A 14964-nucleotide genomic window follows, 5' to 3' on the forward strand; every position below is an offset into this window, starting at 1 on the left:
GCTATGAGGATCGCGGCGTTTCCCACAAGGAGGCCGAGCGCCGCGCCTGGGCAACGGTCAATAAGGAATCGGGCGGCGGAAACAAATCGGGTTCCGGACGCGGCAAGGCTGAAAATCATGACAGTTCGCGCAAGGGCGGACGCAAAGGCGGTTCCAGCCAGAGCGCTTCCGACCGGTCGGCTGCCGCGAAAAAGGGTTGGGAAACGCGGAGACGTAAAGGCGCCGCGTGAATTCCTGCTCCATGGGCAATCATAACCAGACACCACCAGATCGGCCGATTTGCGTCTCAACTGCTTGGCGATCCGGGGTTTGTAACCCAACGGACAGCCGATGCGCTCGAGGTGATCGCCATTTTGGAAATCGCTCACGACGATGTCGATATCATATTCTCGGATGTCGTCATGCCGGGCATGAATGGCGTGGAACTGGGCAAGAAAATCCGTGCGCGCTGGCCCGACAAGACAATAGTGCTCACCAGCGGCTATGGCCATGCCCTGGCCGAATATAGCGGGCACGGATTTCCGCTTCTCCATAAACCGTATTCGGTATTATCTCGCATCCTCCGCGATGCGGCCGCCTGAGATTGGCCCGCGCTCTTGATGTAAGAATATGAAGGCGTCGCCGCGTTGCGTGTCGGGTGCCTTCATGAGGATGAACGCGCGATTTCCTCGACGCGGCATTTGCTGGCAGGGCCAAAAGCCCCTTCGATCTGCCTCATGCAAGATCGAAGGGGCAGGGAGCCGGGTCATGGGCGATCACCGCCATGGCCCGTCCGTACACGCAGAAATTCTGAAAAAGGAACCTTCGCTCAGGACTTGAGACCCTTCGCCATGTTGAGATGTGCGGTGACGATGGGAACAAGCTTGGTCGCGAACTCCTTCAACGAGGGGACGTCACCATTGGCCGAATAGGCTTTGAGCGTGTCGAGCGTCTCCTGATGTCCCCTGGTCTGCGCTTCGATATAGGCGGCATCAAAGTCGGCACCTTTCTTGCCCTTGAGCGCATCGAGTGACTGTTGCTGCTCGGAAGTCAGGATTGGTTTGGGCACGATAGCCGGGGACGCGGCGCTCGCAGCCTGGCCAAGCTTAGCCGTTGAATCGGTATGCGCCTTGATCATCGACTCCGCGAATTTCTTGACGGACGTCGACTGGCTGTTGGCTTGCGCCAATCTCGAGCTTTCGATTTCGAATGTATCGTTCGATGCTGCCGCATTGGCGAACATCTGGCCTGTGCTCTCCGCAACCGGCGCCGGTTCGAAGGCGTTGACGCTGTTCATCGGCACTGCCGCGGCGTTGTTGGGCGTCGTATCGACCTTCTTGCCGCATCCGCCAAGTAACAGCGCTGCCAATGATATCGCCACCGTCGCGAACTGCATTTTCATCGATCGTCTCCCGGATCATCCTCTGTCGGAACGTCAACCCTCCGCGTCCAAGCTCGTTCCCATGGGAGCCTTCTTTGCCACCCGCCGTTTGGTGATGATTGAACCATCACATGGAGGACAGGAACATGGGCATCTTCAGTAAGATCAGAGACAAGATTTTTGGTCATGATGACCAGAAGGCAAGCAATGGCGCTCCTGCACCGGCCACGAATGTTCAGACCGCCAGCCCGACCCCGCCAGCCATTACGCCCCCTGCGTCGCCCGCCACGGCCACCGCCTCACCTGAGGCAGCCTCGCTGCCGCAGGTCGATGTCGGCGTGGTCCTTTCGGCCATGGCCGACGCTAGGGGCGGCGGTGGAAATTACCAAAGTTCGATCGTCGATCTGCTGAAGCTCCTCGATCTCGATTCCAGCCTTACAGCGCGCAAGCAACTGGCCGACGAGCTGGCTGTTCATGAGGGCGCTGACGGCAGCGCAGAGCAGAATATCGCGCTGCACAGGGCAGTGATGGCGAAACTCGCTGAAAATGGCGGCGTGGTTCCCGATAGCCTGCGCGACTAAGGCCTCTGGCCGTGCCGCTCCTTCTTGAGGTGGCGGCCCGGCGTTAACCTCTCAGAACCATATCTGTCGGGACGTTGGCCCCGCGGTGACGCGGGGCCATACTCGCTTCAAGCGATCCCTGCGCCGCCGGTCACGCCATAGACTTCACCGGTGATATAGCTGCCCTCCTGCGAGGCCAGCAGCACATAGACGGGCGCGATCTCGACCGGCTGACCAGGGCGGCCGAACTGGCTCTGCTCACCGAACTTGGTGACCTTGTCCTGCGGCTGACCGCCACTGGATTGCAAGACCGTCCAGAATGGACCGGGGGCAACCACATTTGCCCGGATGCCCTTTTCGATCAGCTGCTTGGCCAGAGCCTTGGTGTAAGCGACGATGCCCGCCTTTGTCGTGGCATAATCGAGCAATATGGCAGAGGGCTCATAGGCCTGGACGGAGGCGGTGGTGATCACCGACGCACCTGCGGGAAGATGCGGCACAGCGGCCTGTGTGATCCAGTGCATGGCGTAGAGATTGGTCTTGAGCGTGCGGTCGAAATCTTCCGAGCTCACGGCCTCCACGTCATCGCGAAATTGCTGGCGGCCAGCGTTGATGACAAGAATGTCAAGCCCGCCAAGGCCATTCACCGCCTCATCGACGAGCTTGCGGCACCAATTCTCGTCCGTAATGTCGCCAGGCAGCGCGACCGCCTTGCGGCCTTCTGCTTCGATCAGGGCGATGACCGTCTTTGCGTCTTCCTCTTCGCTTGGAAGATAGGAGATGGCGACATCGGCGCCCTCGCGCGCATAGGCTATCGCTGCGGCTCTGCCGATGCCGCTGTCGCCGCCAGTGACCAGTGCCTTGCGGCCCTTGAGTTTACCCGAGCCGGCATAGCTTTCCTCACCATGATCAGGCTTGGGATCCATGTTCGCGGCGATGCCGGGAACCGGTTGCGGCTGCTCGGGAAATGGGGGCTTGGGATATTGTGCGCGCGGGTCCTGCATGGTGAGACGCTCTGCCATGTTCGCTCCTTGCTGATGGGGATGATGGACGACAGTCCAGTTTGCCGTTCTAGGCGACACGGCAAACTACGAGCCGCAGAGCCATCCAGTTCCACACCGGCTCAGCAGGATGGCAATCTTATTCATAGTTCTGATCTGGATCAGGAAAACAGGCCGCCTCTCGTGCGTTCTCCCCTGCAATCAGTTAAAGGGAATCGTCGCTATCAACATAATCCGGCTCGACAACGCTCGCCCCCGGCGCGACGCGGAAAACTACCTCCATCTCGAACATTATGGGGCCCTGGGCGATGGCCGGACGGTGGCCCTGAGCGGTAGCGATGGGTCGCTCGACTGGTGGTGTGTCCCCAATCTCGATTCTCCGCCCCTGTTCGACAAGTTGGTTGACCCGCAGGAGGGCGGTTATTTCGCCATCACGCCTCGTGAAGCGTTCGAGGTCGAGCGGGCATATCGTCCAGAGAGTAATGTCCTCGAGACTATATTCACGACCGCTGGCGGTAAGGCGCGAATGGTCGAAACGCTCAACAGCGGTTCTGCGGGGCGCTTGCCCTGGTGCGAATTGGCGCGACGTATCGAGGGGCTGGAAGGCTCGGTACATTTCGACATCGCGTTGAGGCTTGGCCATCGGGCGGGAACCGCTTCGCCCTATATGCAGAAAGTCGGTGGCCATGATGTTTTCCATGTCGGCGGCGTGCTGGGTCTCTTTCTGCGGGGATCGGGCGTGATCATCGAGCATCTGGGCGATAGTGGGGCGACCGCAAGTTTGACGATCGAGGCGGGCCGGAGGGAGCTGCTCGCGATCGTGGCGGGCGAAGACGAGCCGCTGGTTGCGCCTTCGCTTGACGAAATAGATGCCCGGATCGATGGCTCGGATGACGAATGGCGCACATGGGCGAAGACGGTCCAATGTGACGGACCATGTCGGGAGGCATTGGTCAGAAGTGCCCTGGCCCTCAAACTCCTGCTCTTTTCGCCCAGTGGAGCGATCGCAGCAGCGGCGACCACCTCTCTTCCTGAACGGATTGGCGGACCGAAAAATTACGACTATCGCTTCGCCTGGGTCCGCGACGCAGGCTATACCATCAACGCCTTCCTGCGCGTTGGTGCCCAGGCGGAGGCTAAGGCTGCTCTGACCTGGTTGCTCAAGCAAATCGAGGAAGTGGGGCCGCGCGTCTGCTATTCGATCTGGGGCGGCGCAGCTTCAGACGTCCGGACAGTCGACCTGCCCGGCTATCGCCGTTCACAGCCGGTTGTTGCTGGAAACCGCGCCACGGATCAGCGGCAGCATGGAATTTATGGCGATATCTTCGAGACCGCGGCATGCTTCGTAGACCATGGCAATATTCTGGACGCGCGCAGCGCAGAGATATTGGCCCATCTTGCCGATCAATGTGCGGACATCTGGCGCCAGAAGGATAGCGGCATCTGGGAGCTTGCCCAGGAGCAGCATTATACCATGTCGAAAATCAGTTGCTGGCAGGCTCTGGCCCGCGCCGTCGAGCTGGCTGACGCAGGACAATTGCCGACGACTTGCCGCGATCGCTGGTCACGCGAACGAGACAGGATCGAGGCCTGGATAACGGAACATTGCTGGTCCGAGAGCCTGGGCGCCTATAGTTTCTATCCAGGCTCGGATCGCCTCGATGCATCCCTCGCCCTTGCTGTGCGCTTTGGATTCGATGGACGGGATCGCCTGCGTCGAACGGTCGAGGCGATCGATCGGGAGCTCGGCTTTGGACCCTATCATTATCGCTATTCGGGAGCAGAGAAAGAAGAAGGCTGCTTCCTCGCCTGCACCTTCTGGATGGTCGAGGCCAAAATTCTACTCGACCAGCCTGAAGCGGCGTCCAGGGCATTTGCCGAAGCGATTGAGGGACTGGCGCCCACAGCTGGCGTATATCCTGAAATGATCGACCCTGTGTCAGGCCAATATCTGGGCAACATGCCGCAAGGACTGACCCATCTGGCTATTATTCAGGCTCTCATGTCGCTGGAGGCTAGCAGAGGCTAGGCTCCAGCGAACAGGGCCAGCTTCCAGGCTCCTTTGAAAGCTGTCCGGTTCAAGGCTGCTGGTTATAGGATGGGCCGGTATGCTCGGTCGCGACGTTGTTGCCAGTGGCCTGATCCCGCTCAAGTTCCTCGCCATGCCAGACATTCCTCGCGACGAATATGATGATGAACAGGGCAATGATCACGCCGCAAAAGACTGCACCGGCCTTCGCGAGCCGGCGCGGCGAGGGCTTCTCATCCGATACCATCAGTGAGCGCCCTCCAGCGATAGCTCGCCTTCCTCTTCGCCATCCCAATAATGCGCGCGCTCGCCAATCACCTGGATCAGGACGAGGCCAGGCGTCTGCGGACCCTGCGGCCACCACCGTTCCAGGCCTTTCGTCCAATGCGCTTCAAACTGGTCCTTGTCGCGGATGAGCATGGCTGTCCCTTCCACCGCCAGACAGAAGGGGCGTTGTCCCAACAAGCCTGATTTGCCCTGATAGCTTAGATTTACTGCCGGATCGGCCTTGATATCCGACACCATGAGCGTGGTCTCTTCCGTGAAAAACCAGGCGCTACCGTCATAATCGACCTCACGATTATTGCTCATCGGACGCGATCCGATCGCGCCACCGCCCGTATGCATGGCCAGCATCGCGAAATCGATCTCCTTCATCTTGCGCGACAGATCTTCGAGCGACATGGACATGGCCGTCTCCTTCTATTGTTGCGGCATCAACGCACGAACAGGAATAACGGCCACCCCACAGTGAAGCGCCGCTGTAAGAACGCATCCGCTGGGACAGGATCAGCTTTGTGCGAGCTTCCTCGCCTGCGATGGAAGTTGAGCCTCTGCCTGGGCGTCCGACGACGGGCGGCGGCCGCCCCGGACCATCTCCTCTATCCAGGTGAGCAGCAATTGATTGTAGGCCCGTCGGCCAGCTTCATCCCGCAGCGAATGATCAGCGCCTTTTAGAATACGATAGCTCAGCGAATTGCTGTTGTGGAACGCCGACATATAGGAGCTGATGGTCGCGTGCGGCACATAATCGTCATGTTCCGATTCAACGATCAGAACGTCGCCGGCAAAGTGCTCGCAAGCGGCCAGAGCCTTGTCTTCCCGGCCCGTTCGAAAGCGCGCCCGATAGGCATTGATGAGATTGCGGTCGAGCTTCGCTTTGGGCACATTCCAATGTTCGTCAGGATAGAGCGCAGGAACACGAAGCGCCAACCAGTTGACCGGGCGAGCCGCAGTCAGCAATGCCGCAAGATAGCCACCATAGCTGGTGCCAACGACCGCAATCGCCGACGGATCGACCTGGTCCTGCTTGACGAGATAATCATAAGCCGCCGTCACATCTGCAAGACCGTGCGACCGGGTCACGACATTGCGCTCTTCGGCATGTTTGGCATGGCCTCGCAGGTCGAAGGTGAAGCAGATACAGCCCAATTGCGCGATCTCTTCGGCTCGCACCATGTCTTGTTCGCGCGAACCGCCCCATCCGTGGATGAAAAGAATGCCAGGGACCAGCTTGTCGGGCGACAATAAGGTTGCTTCCAGGCTCTCGCCCTCGACGTCAAAGGATAGCTGACTACCTGTCATTCCAGCTCCATCGCATATTTTGTCATCGGTCCTGCCACGGGATCTACCCCGCTATAATAGATAATGCTGCCGTCCGGAGCAGCGTCTACCTCGCCATAAATCTCCATCGTCATGCACGTCACAGCCGATCGGCCGGGATCACGCGCCAGGGCTTCGAACGCTGCGATCTCCGCGCCGCTCGCGCCGCCGGCACGCCAACTCTGCTCGAGCACGCCGATGCGGCGTTCGCCGTAGGAATTGACGCCTGCGGCGACATCGTAATTGCGGCGAGACGCCAGCAAATCCGGATAGAATCGTGAGACGATAGCGTCATAGGCGATCGCCTTATCGACCCCCTGCTGCAGTTCGTCAGCCAGACCCAGGCTCACAAGCCGTTCCAGACCGCCCCTCACGACATGAAGAGTGGAGCCGCCATAGACAGTCGCGCCACTGTTGTTGGTGGTGAGCCGCTGCGTGCCCCAATAGGAAATCGCCTCGCCAAAAAGGCGCGTCGTGCCGACGCTGTAGGTGACAACGTCATCAAGATTCTCCTCGATCACCACGCCATGCTTCGAAATGGCAGCCTCGTCGAGCTGGGCCATCGCTTCGTCCAAATCCTTGACCGACGTCGCGACGAACTGGCCTAGTCCGGCAGTGGCCTCGACCTCCTTCAGACGGGTCGCCGTACGCCCGAGCATATCAAGAGCGGCATCGCGAACCGCATCGAAAGTAAAGGCCGACCAGCCCGAAAGAACGTGAGGAGCAAGAGCTAAGCCCAGTTCAGCGCGCCATCCGGCGGGAATTGCAGGGTCGTCCCCGAAGGCCGGATGCGTGATGACCTTGCTCCCGACAAAGGGAAACGGCACGACGCCACCGTAGATCTGGCTCTCAGCCTGGATGCCCAGTTTTCTTGCCGTTGAGAGATCGACCGTGCCGGTCGGAATGAAGAGTGTGTCCGGCTTGCCGCTTGATAGCTGTTGGTCACCCGGCATGTCATGATCGACAAATCTTGTCTCGCCGAGCCGGGCAATCCTGCGGGCAAGTTCGCTCCGTGAGGCCTTGTCATGTTCATTGTTCAAGGCAATGGATTGGGTGGGATGGATCTTCACAAAATGGGTCTGATGCGAGCGAGCCATTGGGCCTCACGGACTTGGAGGGGCCGCCAAGCGGCAGTCCTGCAACAACCCCAGGCTCGGACATTATATCCCTGACCTTGCAAACCAGGCTTCCCTGATCTGCGGCTCTGGGTCAGGGCAGTGTCAGGGCCTTTTCCGAAATAGGCGCCACCAAGGCATCTCGCCACTTAAATGCCCCTGGTCGCCCGCAAAATGATCCAAAATCTCACACATATGGTCTGCGCAGGCTCGTACCAGGATCCAGCTTGGATCGCTTTTATCCTGCGTGGAAAGGTCGCGGAGCAGCGAAATTTCCTCCGCCATGAGTGTCAGCGCTTCGACATCATCACGCATGCGTGATTCCCGGCTAATATGGTCCTCTCATATTGGTGAACTCAACGGAGAAGCGAAATATCCTTGATCGCGCTTCATCTCCCGCACGCGAAAATGGGATCATTTGGCCAGCCCATCCATTTCTTTCAAAAAGGAGAAAAGCGGTGAAGCAGATGCATTGGCCGAGGAAACTGACGATCGTTCGGCATGGCCAGAGCGCTGGCAATGTCGCGCGGGATGCCGCCATGCAGGCCAATGTCGACCGCATAGATTTGTCCGAGCGAGATGCTGACGTGCCCCTGAGCGAGTTGGGCCGCGACCAGGCTGGAGCGCTGGGACGCTGGTATGCCGGCGAGGCACCGCATGAGCGTCCGGATGTTCTCCTTGCATCTCCCTATCGGCGCGCCTGCGAGACCGCAGATCTATTTCGTCAGGCCGGAGGTTGCGCAGGCAATGTGCCCATCTGCTTTGACGAGAGGCTGCGGGAAAAGGAATTCGGCATCCTCGATGGGCTGACATCTATGGGGGTAAGCAGCATCGAGCCGCAGCAAGCAGAATTTCGCAGGCTGCTAGGCAAATTCTATCATCGCCCTCCAGGGGGCGAGAGCTGGTGCGATGTCATTCTGCGACTGCGCTCCGTCATGGATACGATCGCGCTTCATCATGCGGACCGGCATGTGATGATCTTCACCCATCAGGTAGTGGTGCTGTGCTTGCGATACATCATCGAAGGCATGACCGAGGCCGAGATATTGGAGGTCGACCGTGAAGGCGATGTCGCCAACTGCGCCATCACCGAATATGCATTCAACGCGGAGAAGGGCAAGGATGGAGGGCTATTGCTTGGTCGATACAATGTGACAGCCCCGGTCGAGCAGGACGACACGCCCGTGACCCGCGCGCCCGATGCCATAGCGGGTGTACGCGGATGAGTTGCCGACAGCTCGACGAGGCGTGGCTGAAGCGACATCCGCTGCCGGCGATCGCGCAAGGCGCCGACAAGAATAGTCGCGGCCGCGTCCTGGTGGTTGGAGGGGCCGAGTTCGTGCCCGGTGCGCTTCGCCTTACCGGCGAAGCCGCGCTACGCGCAGGTGCGGGAAAGCTGCAGATGGCGACCGTGCTATCTTCGGCAATGTCGCTGGGCGTGCTCGTCCCGGAGGCAGCCATGATCGCGCTGCCCGCCGACGAAGACGGAGAAATCGCCCCCGCAGCAGCGGAAATATTGAAGGATCGAATCACGGCGTGCGACACGATCATCCTGGGACCAGGCATGAGCACGGGGAAGGCGGCGCGGGCATTTGTCGCCAGTCTTTTCGATAGCCTCGATTTCCCTGGCAGTCTCATTCTCGACGCTGCAGCCTTGGTTTCATTGCGTCATTTCGGCCCATCACGGTGGCGAGTAAGCAAGGATGCGATTTTCACGCCTCACCATGGAGAGATGGCGGCGCTGAGCGGCCTGCCGATCGAAGAGATCAAGGCGAGGCCAGCAGCGATAGCGGTTGAAATGGCAGCGCGATGGAGCGCCGTCATACTCCTCAAGGGAGATATTAGTTATCTGGCCCAACCTGACGGCCGATGTCTCATTTATGAGGGGGGCTGCGTCGGGCTTGGTACGGGAGGCTCCGGCGATGTGCTGGCTGGACTCATAGGGGGTCTTGCTTCTCGAGGTGCGACTGCATTTCAGGCTGCCGCCTGGGGTGCTTGGATCCATGGGAAAGCCGGCAACATCCTTGCAGAGACAATCGGTGAGGTCGGCTTTCTGGCACGCGAGCTTTTACCGCTCATTCCTGCTCTCATTGAGAAGACCATGCGAACTCAGGGTTCTGGTGAGGATGTCCTACCCTAGCTGCCGTCCATTTTTGCCTGCGTGAGCAATCGATCCGCAGATGCATGAAACATGGATTTCCGTGATTCTCCCGACCGTGGGCGTCGCGTCCCCTATTGCCCCGGATCGAGTACTGGTGCTGCTGGCAAGCGACTTCCTGACTTTGCGAGGGCCCCGATCCGCTGCTGATTGAAATCTGTGGCAGACACAAACGTCTGCACCGCTACAAAAAGCTCCCGTCCATCTTGATAGAGGGGAATGGAGTGAGTTGATCGACACCTGCCGCGATAGCGGACCTTCTGCACCTAGGGATCAGCATTTGATCTCTGAGTGTCTCAGAAGGGTCGCGACTTGCCCTTTCGCGGACCGACCGCACCTAGGACCGAAAAATTGGGCGCTAAATCACGACAAAGGGTCGCAAGCGGCGCGCGCCACGCCGCTAGCAACATTCTATCAGGCTTTTGGACTAATTCCCGGCCTTTCGTGCGAAAGCCAATAGCATCTCCGCGACCGCCGTTCGTGCATCGCGCTCGATCGCAAAACTTGCCGGGTCTAGGCTCTGATCGACCTCGCAGTTCAGGTGGGCCTGAGCGGCCCCTTCCAGGTCAAGCGACAAGCCCTGCAATCTTGCCATGTTGATGACGAACTCCAGCGTTGTCTGCGCCAGCTTGGTCGTGACGAGAGCCTGAAATCTTAGCGCATGAAGTTCTTCTTCCGTCATATCATTCCCTAGTAGTGATAGTAGGAAAAATATCCGTCATCGCCGTTTGTCGGTTCAGGACAGCCGCTTGCCAACTTCCGGCCCAGTGAATAACTATCCTTTCAACTCACGGCCGCGAGATCTGTTCGCCTTTCAGATAAATTTCGTGGAGACACTCTTGTTGGCTGTTTCGTCGGTGCGAGATTGCCGGCGGCCGGTAAGAAGCCCATTTTCGGCATTTGAATATGAAATCCAAGGCTCAACGGCCTGGGCCAGACGTTTCTGAGCTTATGCTGGCCGCTTCAATCTCTTCAAACCTGTAGCGAGCGGCCGCCTCCCGCTTCCAAGCGCATCGCCAAGCGTAGGCAAGTTCATAGATCAGGGTCGCAGACATCATGGCAATTGCAAACTGTAAGACTGCATTATCGATTATGATCGCGTTCAAGAGCAGGCCAATAGCCGTTGCGATGAGTGTCATGCGGAGCAATGGAGAACGCTTTGCGTTCAGCTGTGACGAGGCGGCGCTTCGATCCTCGACTTTGCTGAAGGAGCGCCTGGCTGCCGATTACGGGGGAGCGCAAGAGTTCGACGATGGAACACGGGGGGTGGCGAGGCGCTACCTAGGCTCAGGACTTCTGTGGTTGCCGCCCGTGATGCAAGAGGGTTTTGACCTTCTGAACTGGTGATCGAGTGCGGTCTTCTGTCAGGCCTTGATTACGGCGCTTTCGAAGGCCGCTGGCCGGTATGGTGATCAGCGGATCAGGTCCAAATCTCATTGGCGAGCTTTATCACTCAGAGTCCTGAACTGGTTTTCCTGATCCAGATCTGTTCGATCATTTTGCCCATTCGGGTCGTTGCCTTCTCACACCCCTTTCATCCAACCTGTCTAAGTTTGCCTTATCAGGCAGCCATGACCGGCGTCGGATTCCTGTAATCTTCATTCTTGGTCAGCATGGCCCAGATCTGGCGTGCCATTTTGTTAGCCAATGCGATGGCGACCAGCATGCGCGGCTTGCGGGCCATCATGCGTGCAAGCCATGAGCTTTCCGGGATCGACTTGCGTCCCATCCAATTCAATCGCGACATCGCGCCAATGATCAGCATTTGCCGGATGTCGCTTTGGCCAGCCTTGGTGATCCGCCCAAGCCGTTCCTTGCCGCCTGATGAAAACTGTCGCGGGACCAATCCAAGCCAGGCTGCAAAGTCGCGGCCATTGTTAAAGGTCGCCATTTCAGGCGCAAAGGTCTCCACTGCCGTCGCCACTAGCGGACCGACACCAGGCATGGTTTGCAATCGCTTCGATATCGGCGTGGTGGCTGCGAGTTCCTTGATCTTTGCGGTCTTTGTATCAATCCAACTACTGAGCGCCGCGACCTGATCGAGCATCGCGAGGCACTCCTCGCGCATCAAAGTCGGCAAATCGCTATTGGGCGCCTCCAGGATCGCGCCAATGCGGCGGACGTGCCGAATGCCCTGAGGCACGATGTGCCCGAACTCATACAAGGCTGCCCGCAAGGCGTTCACTGTCTCTGTCCGCTGACGTACAAGGCGCTGGCGTGATCGATACAGGATCGCCGCGCTCTGCTGAGCCACGCTCTTGGGTTCGACAAAGCGCATCTCGGGCCGTTGAGCCGCCACCACAATCGCTTCGGCATCGGCTGCGTCGTTCTTCTGCCGCTTCACAAATGGGCGCACATAGCGTGGCGCGATCAGCCTGACCTCGTGACCAAATCCGCTCAACAAACGGGCCCAGTAATGGGCACTACCGCACGCCTCCATGACGACCACGGCAGCTGAGTGTTGAGCCATGAACACGCTAAAGGCCTGCCGCGACAGCTTGCGTTGAAACAGTATCTCGCCGTTCATCGACGCCCCGTGAATCTGGAAAACAGACTTTGCCAGGTCCACACCAATCATCGTATCGATACTCATGGTTGCCGTCCTCTTCGTGCGTAGCTTGAACCAAAACTATGCTGGCACATCGTGATGCCGTCAGGGAGGGCGGCAACCACCCCATCTCATTGATTGAGCCAGAAGATGACGGCGGCGGCGATACAGATGGCGGACATGAAGGTGTGGGCGCAACGGTCGTATCGGGTGTGGATGCGCCGCCAGTCCTTGAGCTTGCAGAACATGTTTTCGATCTTGTGGCGCTGACGATAGAGCGCAGCGTCGTGCGGGATTGGCACCTTCCGGTTCTTCTTTGAGGGAATACAGGCGGTGATGTTGCGCTCCGCAAGCGCCTTGCGGAACCAGTCGGCGTCATAGCCTCGATCGCCGAGCAAGGCTTTGGCGGGAGGCAAGGCGTCGAGCATCAGGGCAGCGCCCTTGTAGTCGCTCATCTGGCCCTCGCTCAGCAGCATGACCAGCGGCCGGCCCTTGCCGTCGCAGACGGTGTGGAGCTTCGAGTTCAGGCCGCCCTTGGTGCGTCCGATACGTCTGGGAACATCCCCTTTTTGAGCAGGCTTGCCGCCGTCCGGTGTGCTTTCAGGTGGGTTGCATCTATCATCAACTGGTCGGGCTTGCCGCCCTTCGCCGCGAGGGCCGCGAAGATCTTGTTGAACACGCCGAGCCGGCTCCACCGGATGAAGCGGTTGTAGATCGTCTTCGGCGGGCCATAATCGGCAGGCGCATCGCGCCACCGCAGGCCGTTCCTGATCACGAAGATGATCCCGCTGATGATCCGACGGTCGTCCACCCGTGGCACCCCGTGCGATAGCGGAAAATATGGCTCGATCCGGCGCATCTGCGCTTCCGACAACCAGAGCAGGTCACTCATCACGACGTCTCCTCACGCCGTCATTGAATCAACCCTTCGCTATCACCGCAAGCGATTTAATAGGTCCTGAGCCTAGATTGGTGAAGCTTCGCGCCGCAAAAGCTTCTCTCTATATATATCTTGATGGCGCCCTACGCGCGCGTCATTCTCCACGGATGGACAGCGATACACTCCAGGTCGATTGGGCTGCCGGTGAAGTGGCCGATGGCGAGATGCGGATCCCGGCGACGTTCGAGGGCCTCTCAGGGATGCTCATTTTGTCTGAAGGCGAAATGCTAGCGGCAACCAAAGCTGCGGATGATGAAGTGCTGATAGCTTTCGGCGGGATGATCGGATGGATCGCCGATGCGGCCCAGAAGGCCTTCGCGCGGGGCGCCCTGGTCCAAGTCGATGGAAGTTTTCTGATGCTGATCGCCGCTGAAGACTTCAGTCTCACGCGACCAACGATCAACTAAAATGGCCCCGCCATTTCGGACGGGGCCAGTGAACGATCGATCGTGAAGACAAACCGTCGGGTCGCGCGAATCGGATAGCACATTTTGCAGCGCAGCGAATAACCCCAACGGGGTATGTCTCAGATCAGGATTGTGTCGCTGATCGCTTCCATCCCCATGCGGAAAATCGTTCGCGTTCCGGAGTATTTCTGGACGATGGAAATCGGGGAAGAAGCGCGCGCCATCTTCCCAACTGATCGTCTGCTCGACGGCGCAGGTACATGCTCTTCAACATGCGTCTAGCGACATGGTGAAGGACCGCACAAGGCGAAGGATCATGTTGGGATAGAGGGGGAGGGGACGCTCCACGCCAATGTCAGCGCTATCGTCTGCTGGGGGGGGCGATTAGCAGCGGGATGCCAACGTAATCGACGACATAGGACAAATGATCCAACGGTTCGGGCGGACTGTCGAAGCGGTCCATGATTTCATGTCGGAGGGCAGGCGAAGGTGGTTCGTCGTTATCGCATATGAGGTATTTCGCGGACGACTTGACCCCAAATACGCCCGCTGATTTTGACCGCGCACGGGACGCGCTTGGTAATAGTGGGGTGCGGCGCGCTATCTCCCGGATCGGCACATGATCGCCAAAATGTCGGCGCCGGATAACGCTCACTAGCCATGTCCATCACTCCATATATCTTCGCTTGTCAAAGCCAGGGACGAGTTGAGCATGGGTCAATTCTCAATGGAAATTTACGCCCTACCCGGGTCAATTCTCAGTGGAAACGAACACAGCTGCGGATTTCGTCAGCATCGAGGATGTGGGAAGGGCCGCGCCACCTGGCGCACCTCGCGCGGGGATCGTTGCCCGAATGGGACAGGACACTGAAGGTGGCTTGGTCGAAGCGTAGTGGAGATGGAGCCGTGTCCGTCAGGACCGCGCCAATTCGATGCTTCAGGAGAAGTTCTGTGCGGAAATTGGAGGTCCATCCTCGGCTTTTGAACCCGATTGGATGGCTTGCGCCAGGCTATGTTGAGGAAAGTCCCGTATTGAAGTTCATGATAAAATCCGTCTAGCCGCCAACCATCCCAACCGGCACTCGGCACGTGTCGCTCGAACGCGCCCTGCACGGGTCAGCCGATCTTCCCATGTCAGCACCACGGATTGGTAGATACTGGTCGTCGGCGTGCTACATCCGAAGCTCTGTTCTGTCTCGCAGGCGAAATAAAACGCCGCCGGAGCAAACTAAAACACGGGGCCA

At 58.8% G+C, this 14964-nt stretch carries 17 protein-coding genes; 7 read left to right on the forward strand and 10 right to left on the reverse strand.

What is annotated here, in order from left to right; genetic code table 11:
• Nucleotides 1-230 (forward strand): plasmid stabilization protein (locus B2V90_RS14570; RefSeq protein ID WP_293921964.1); only part of this gene is annotated, 230 nt, incomplete at its 5' end.
• Nucleotides 231-290: 60 nt separating this feature from the next.
• The gene (locus tag B2V90_RS14575; protein ID WP_293922064.1) at nucleotides 291-581 is read left to right on the forward strand and encodes a response regulator; all 291 of its coding nucleotides are present in this window, start codon (nucleotides 291-293) and stop codon (nucleotides 579-581) included.
• A gap of 227 nt (nucleotides 582-808) precedes the next feature.
• On the opposite strand, the gene B2V90_RS14580 is transcribed toward B2V90_RS14575, so the two are convergent.
• Entirely contained in the window at nucleotides 809-1381 is a 573-nt protein-coding gene (locus B2V90_RS14580; RefSeq protein ID WP_017503310.1) for a DUF4142 domain-containing protein, read from the reverse strand.
• Between the two features lie 125 nt (nucleotides 1382-1506).
• Here B2V90_RS14580 and B2V90_RS14585 point away from each other — a divergent pair, with 125 nt between their 5' ends.
• Nucleotides 1507-1941 carry a DUF3597 domain-containing protein gene (locus B2V90_RS14585; protein WP_026109643.1) on the forward strand — a complete coding sequence of 145 codons (435 nt, stop codon included), beginning with the start codon at nucleotides 1507-1509 and terminating at the stop codon, nucleotides 1939-1941.
• A 107-nt stretch (nucleotides 1942-2048) separates the two neighbouring features.
• Here the strand turns inward: B2V90_RS14585 and B2V90_RS14590 are convergent, their stop codons facing one another.
• Nucleotides 2049-2942, reverse strand: coding sequence for an SDR family oxidoreductase (locus B2V90_RS14590; RefSeq protein ID WP_026109644.1), 894 nt, complete (start codon nucleotides 2940-2942; stop codon nucleotides 2049-2051).
• Nucleotides 2943-3240: 298 nt separating this feature from the next.
• On the opposite strand from B2V90_RS14590, the gene B2V90_RS14595 reads away from it, so the two are divergent.
• The gene (locus tag B2V90_RS14595) at nucleotides 3241-4950 is read left to right on the forward strand and encodes a glycoside hydrolase family 15 protein (protein WP_293921971.1); all 1710 of its coding nucleotides are present in this window, start codon (nucleotides 3241-3243) and stop codon (nucleotides 4948-4950) included.
• A gap of 49 nt (nucleotides 4951-4999) precedes the next feature.
• Here the strand turns inward: B2V90_RS14595 and B2V90_RS14600 are convergent, their stop codons facing one another.
• From B2V90_RS14600 to B2V90_RS14620, 5 genes are all read right to left on the reverse strand, one after another.
• The gene (locus tag B2V90_RS14600) at nucleotides 5000-5197 is read right to left on the reverse strand and encodes a hypothetical protein (RefSeq protein WP_017503714.1); all 198 of its coding nucleotides are present in this window, start codon (nucleotides 5195-5197) and stop codon (nucleotides 5000-5002) included.
• Nucleotides 5197-5640 carry a pyridoxamine 5'-phosphate oxidase family protein gene (locus B2V90_RS14605; RefSeq protein ID WP_026109733.1) on the reverse strand — a complete coding sequence of 148 codons (444 nt, stop codon included), beginning with the start codon at nucleotides 5638-5640 and terminating at the stop codon, nucleotides 5197-5199. Before B2V90_RS14605 ends, B2V90_RS14600 begins: the two co-directional genes overlap by 1 nt.
• A 99-nt stretch (nucleotides 5641-5739) precedes the next feature.
• The gene (locus B2V90_RS14610; protein WP_026109732.1) at nucleotides 5740-6534 is read right to left on the reverse strand and encodes an alpha/beta hydrolase family protein; all 795 of its coding nucleotides are present in this window, start codon (nucleotides 6532-6534) and stop codon (nucleotides 5740-5742) included.
• A complete protein-coding gene (locus B2V90_RS14615; protein ID WP_017503711.1) occupies nucleotides 6531-7649 on the reverse strand; it encodes a DUF3182 family protein in 1119 nt (372 codons plus the stop codon). Before B2V90_RS14615 ends, B2V90_RS14610 begins: the two co-directional genes overlap by 4 nt.
• A 123-nt stretch (nucleotides 7650-7772) precedes the next feature.
• On the reverse strand, nucleotides 7773-7982 hold the full coding sequence (locus B2V90_RS14620) for a hypothetical protein (RefSeq protein WP_081600971.1): 210 nt from the start codon (nucleotides 7980-7982) through the stop codon (nucleotides 7773-7775).
• A 152-nt stretch (nucleotides 7983-8134) separates the two neighbouring features.
• On the opposite strand from B2V90_RS14620, the gene B2V90_RS14625 reads away from it, so the two are divergent.
• Both B2V90_RS14625 and B2V90_RS14630 read left to right on the forward strand, forming a co-directional pair.
• Nucleotides 8135-8893 carry a histidine phosphatase family protein gene (locus B2V90_RS14625; protein WP_017503126.1) on the forward strand — a complete coding sequence of 253 codons (759 nt, stop codon included), beginning with the start codon at nucleotides 8135-8137 and terminating at the stop codon, nucleotides 8891-8893.
• On the forward strand, nucleotides 8890-9807 hold the full coding sequence (locus tag B2V90_RS14630) for an NAD(P)H-hydrate dehydratase (RefSeq protein WP_017503125.1): 918 nt from the start codon (nucleotides 8890-8892) through the stop codon (nucleotides 9805-9807). The genes B2V90_RS14625 and B2V90_RS14630 overlap by 4 nt, the downstream gene beginning before the upstream one ends.
• Nucleotides 9808-10252: 445 nt before the next feature.
• Here B2V90_RS14630 and B2V90_RS14635 read toward each other — a convergent pair whose 3' ends face one another.
• The 3 genes from B2V90_RS14635 to B2V90_RS14645 form a co-directional block, all read right to left on the reverse strand.
• Entirely contained in the window at nucleotides 10253-10507 is a 255-nt protein-coding gene (locus B2V90_RS14635) for a hypothetical protein (protein ID WP_017503124.1), read from the reverse strand.
• A gap of 879 nt (nucleotides 10508-11386) precedes the next feature.
• Nucleotides 11387-12418, reverse strand: a complete 1032-nt coding sequence (locus tag B2V90_RS14640) for an IS110 family transposase (protein ID WP_278376819.1) — start codon at nucleotides 12416-12418, stop codon at nucleotides 11387-11389.
• Between the two features lie 86 nt (nucleotides 12419-12504).
• Nucleotides 12505-13265 (reverse strand): IS5 family transposase gene (locus B2V90_RS14645; RefSeq protein WP_086012830.1). Its coding sequence is split into 2 segments (ribosomal slippage): nucleotides 12505-12932 and nucleotides 12932-13265, totalling 762 coding nucleotides; the frame shifts between segments, so codons are not numbered across the junction.
• 77 nt (nucleotides 13266-13342) lie between these two features.
• Between B2V90_RS14645 and B2V90_RS14650 the strand changes: the two genes are divergently transcribed.
• Nucleotides 13343-13720, forward strand: coding sequence for a hypothetical protein (locus tag B2V90_RS14650; protein WP_157228576.1), 378 nt, complete (start codon nucleotides 13343-13345; stop codon nucleotides 13718-13720).
• Nucleotides 13721-14964 lie beyond the last annotated feature (1244 nt).

This window comes from Sphingobium sp. UBA5915 (assembly GCF_002431195.1).
GTDB classification, from domain to species: Bacteria; Pseudomonadota; Alphaproteobacteria; order Sphingomonadales; family Sphingomonadaceae; genus Sphingobium; species Sphingobium soli.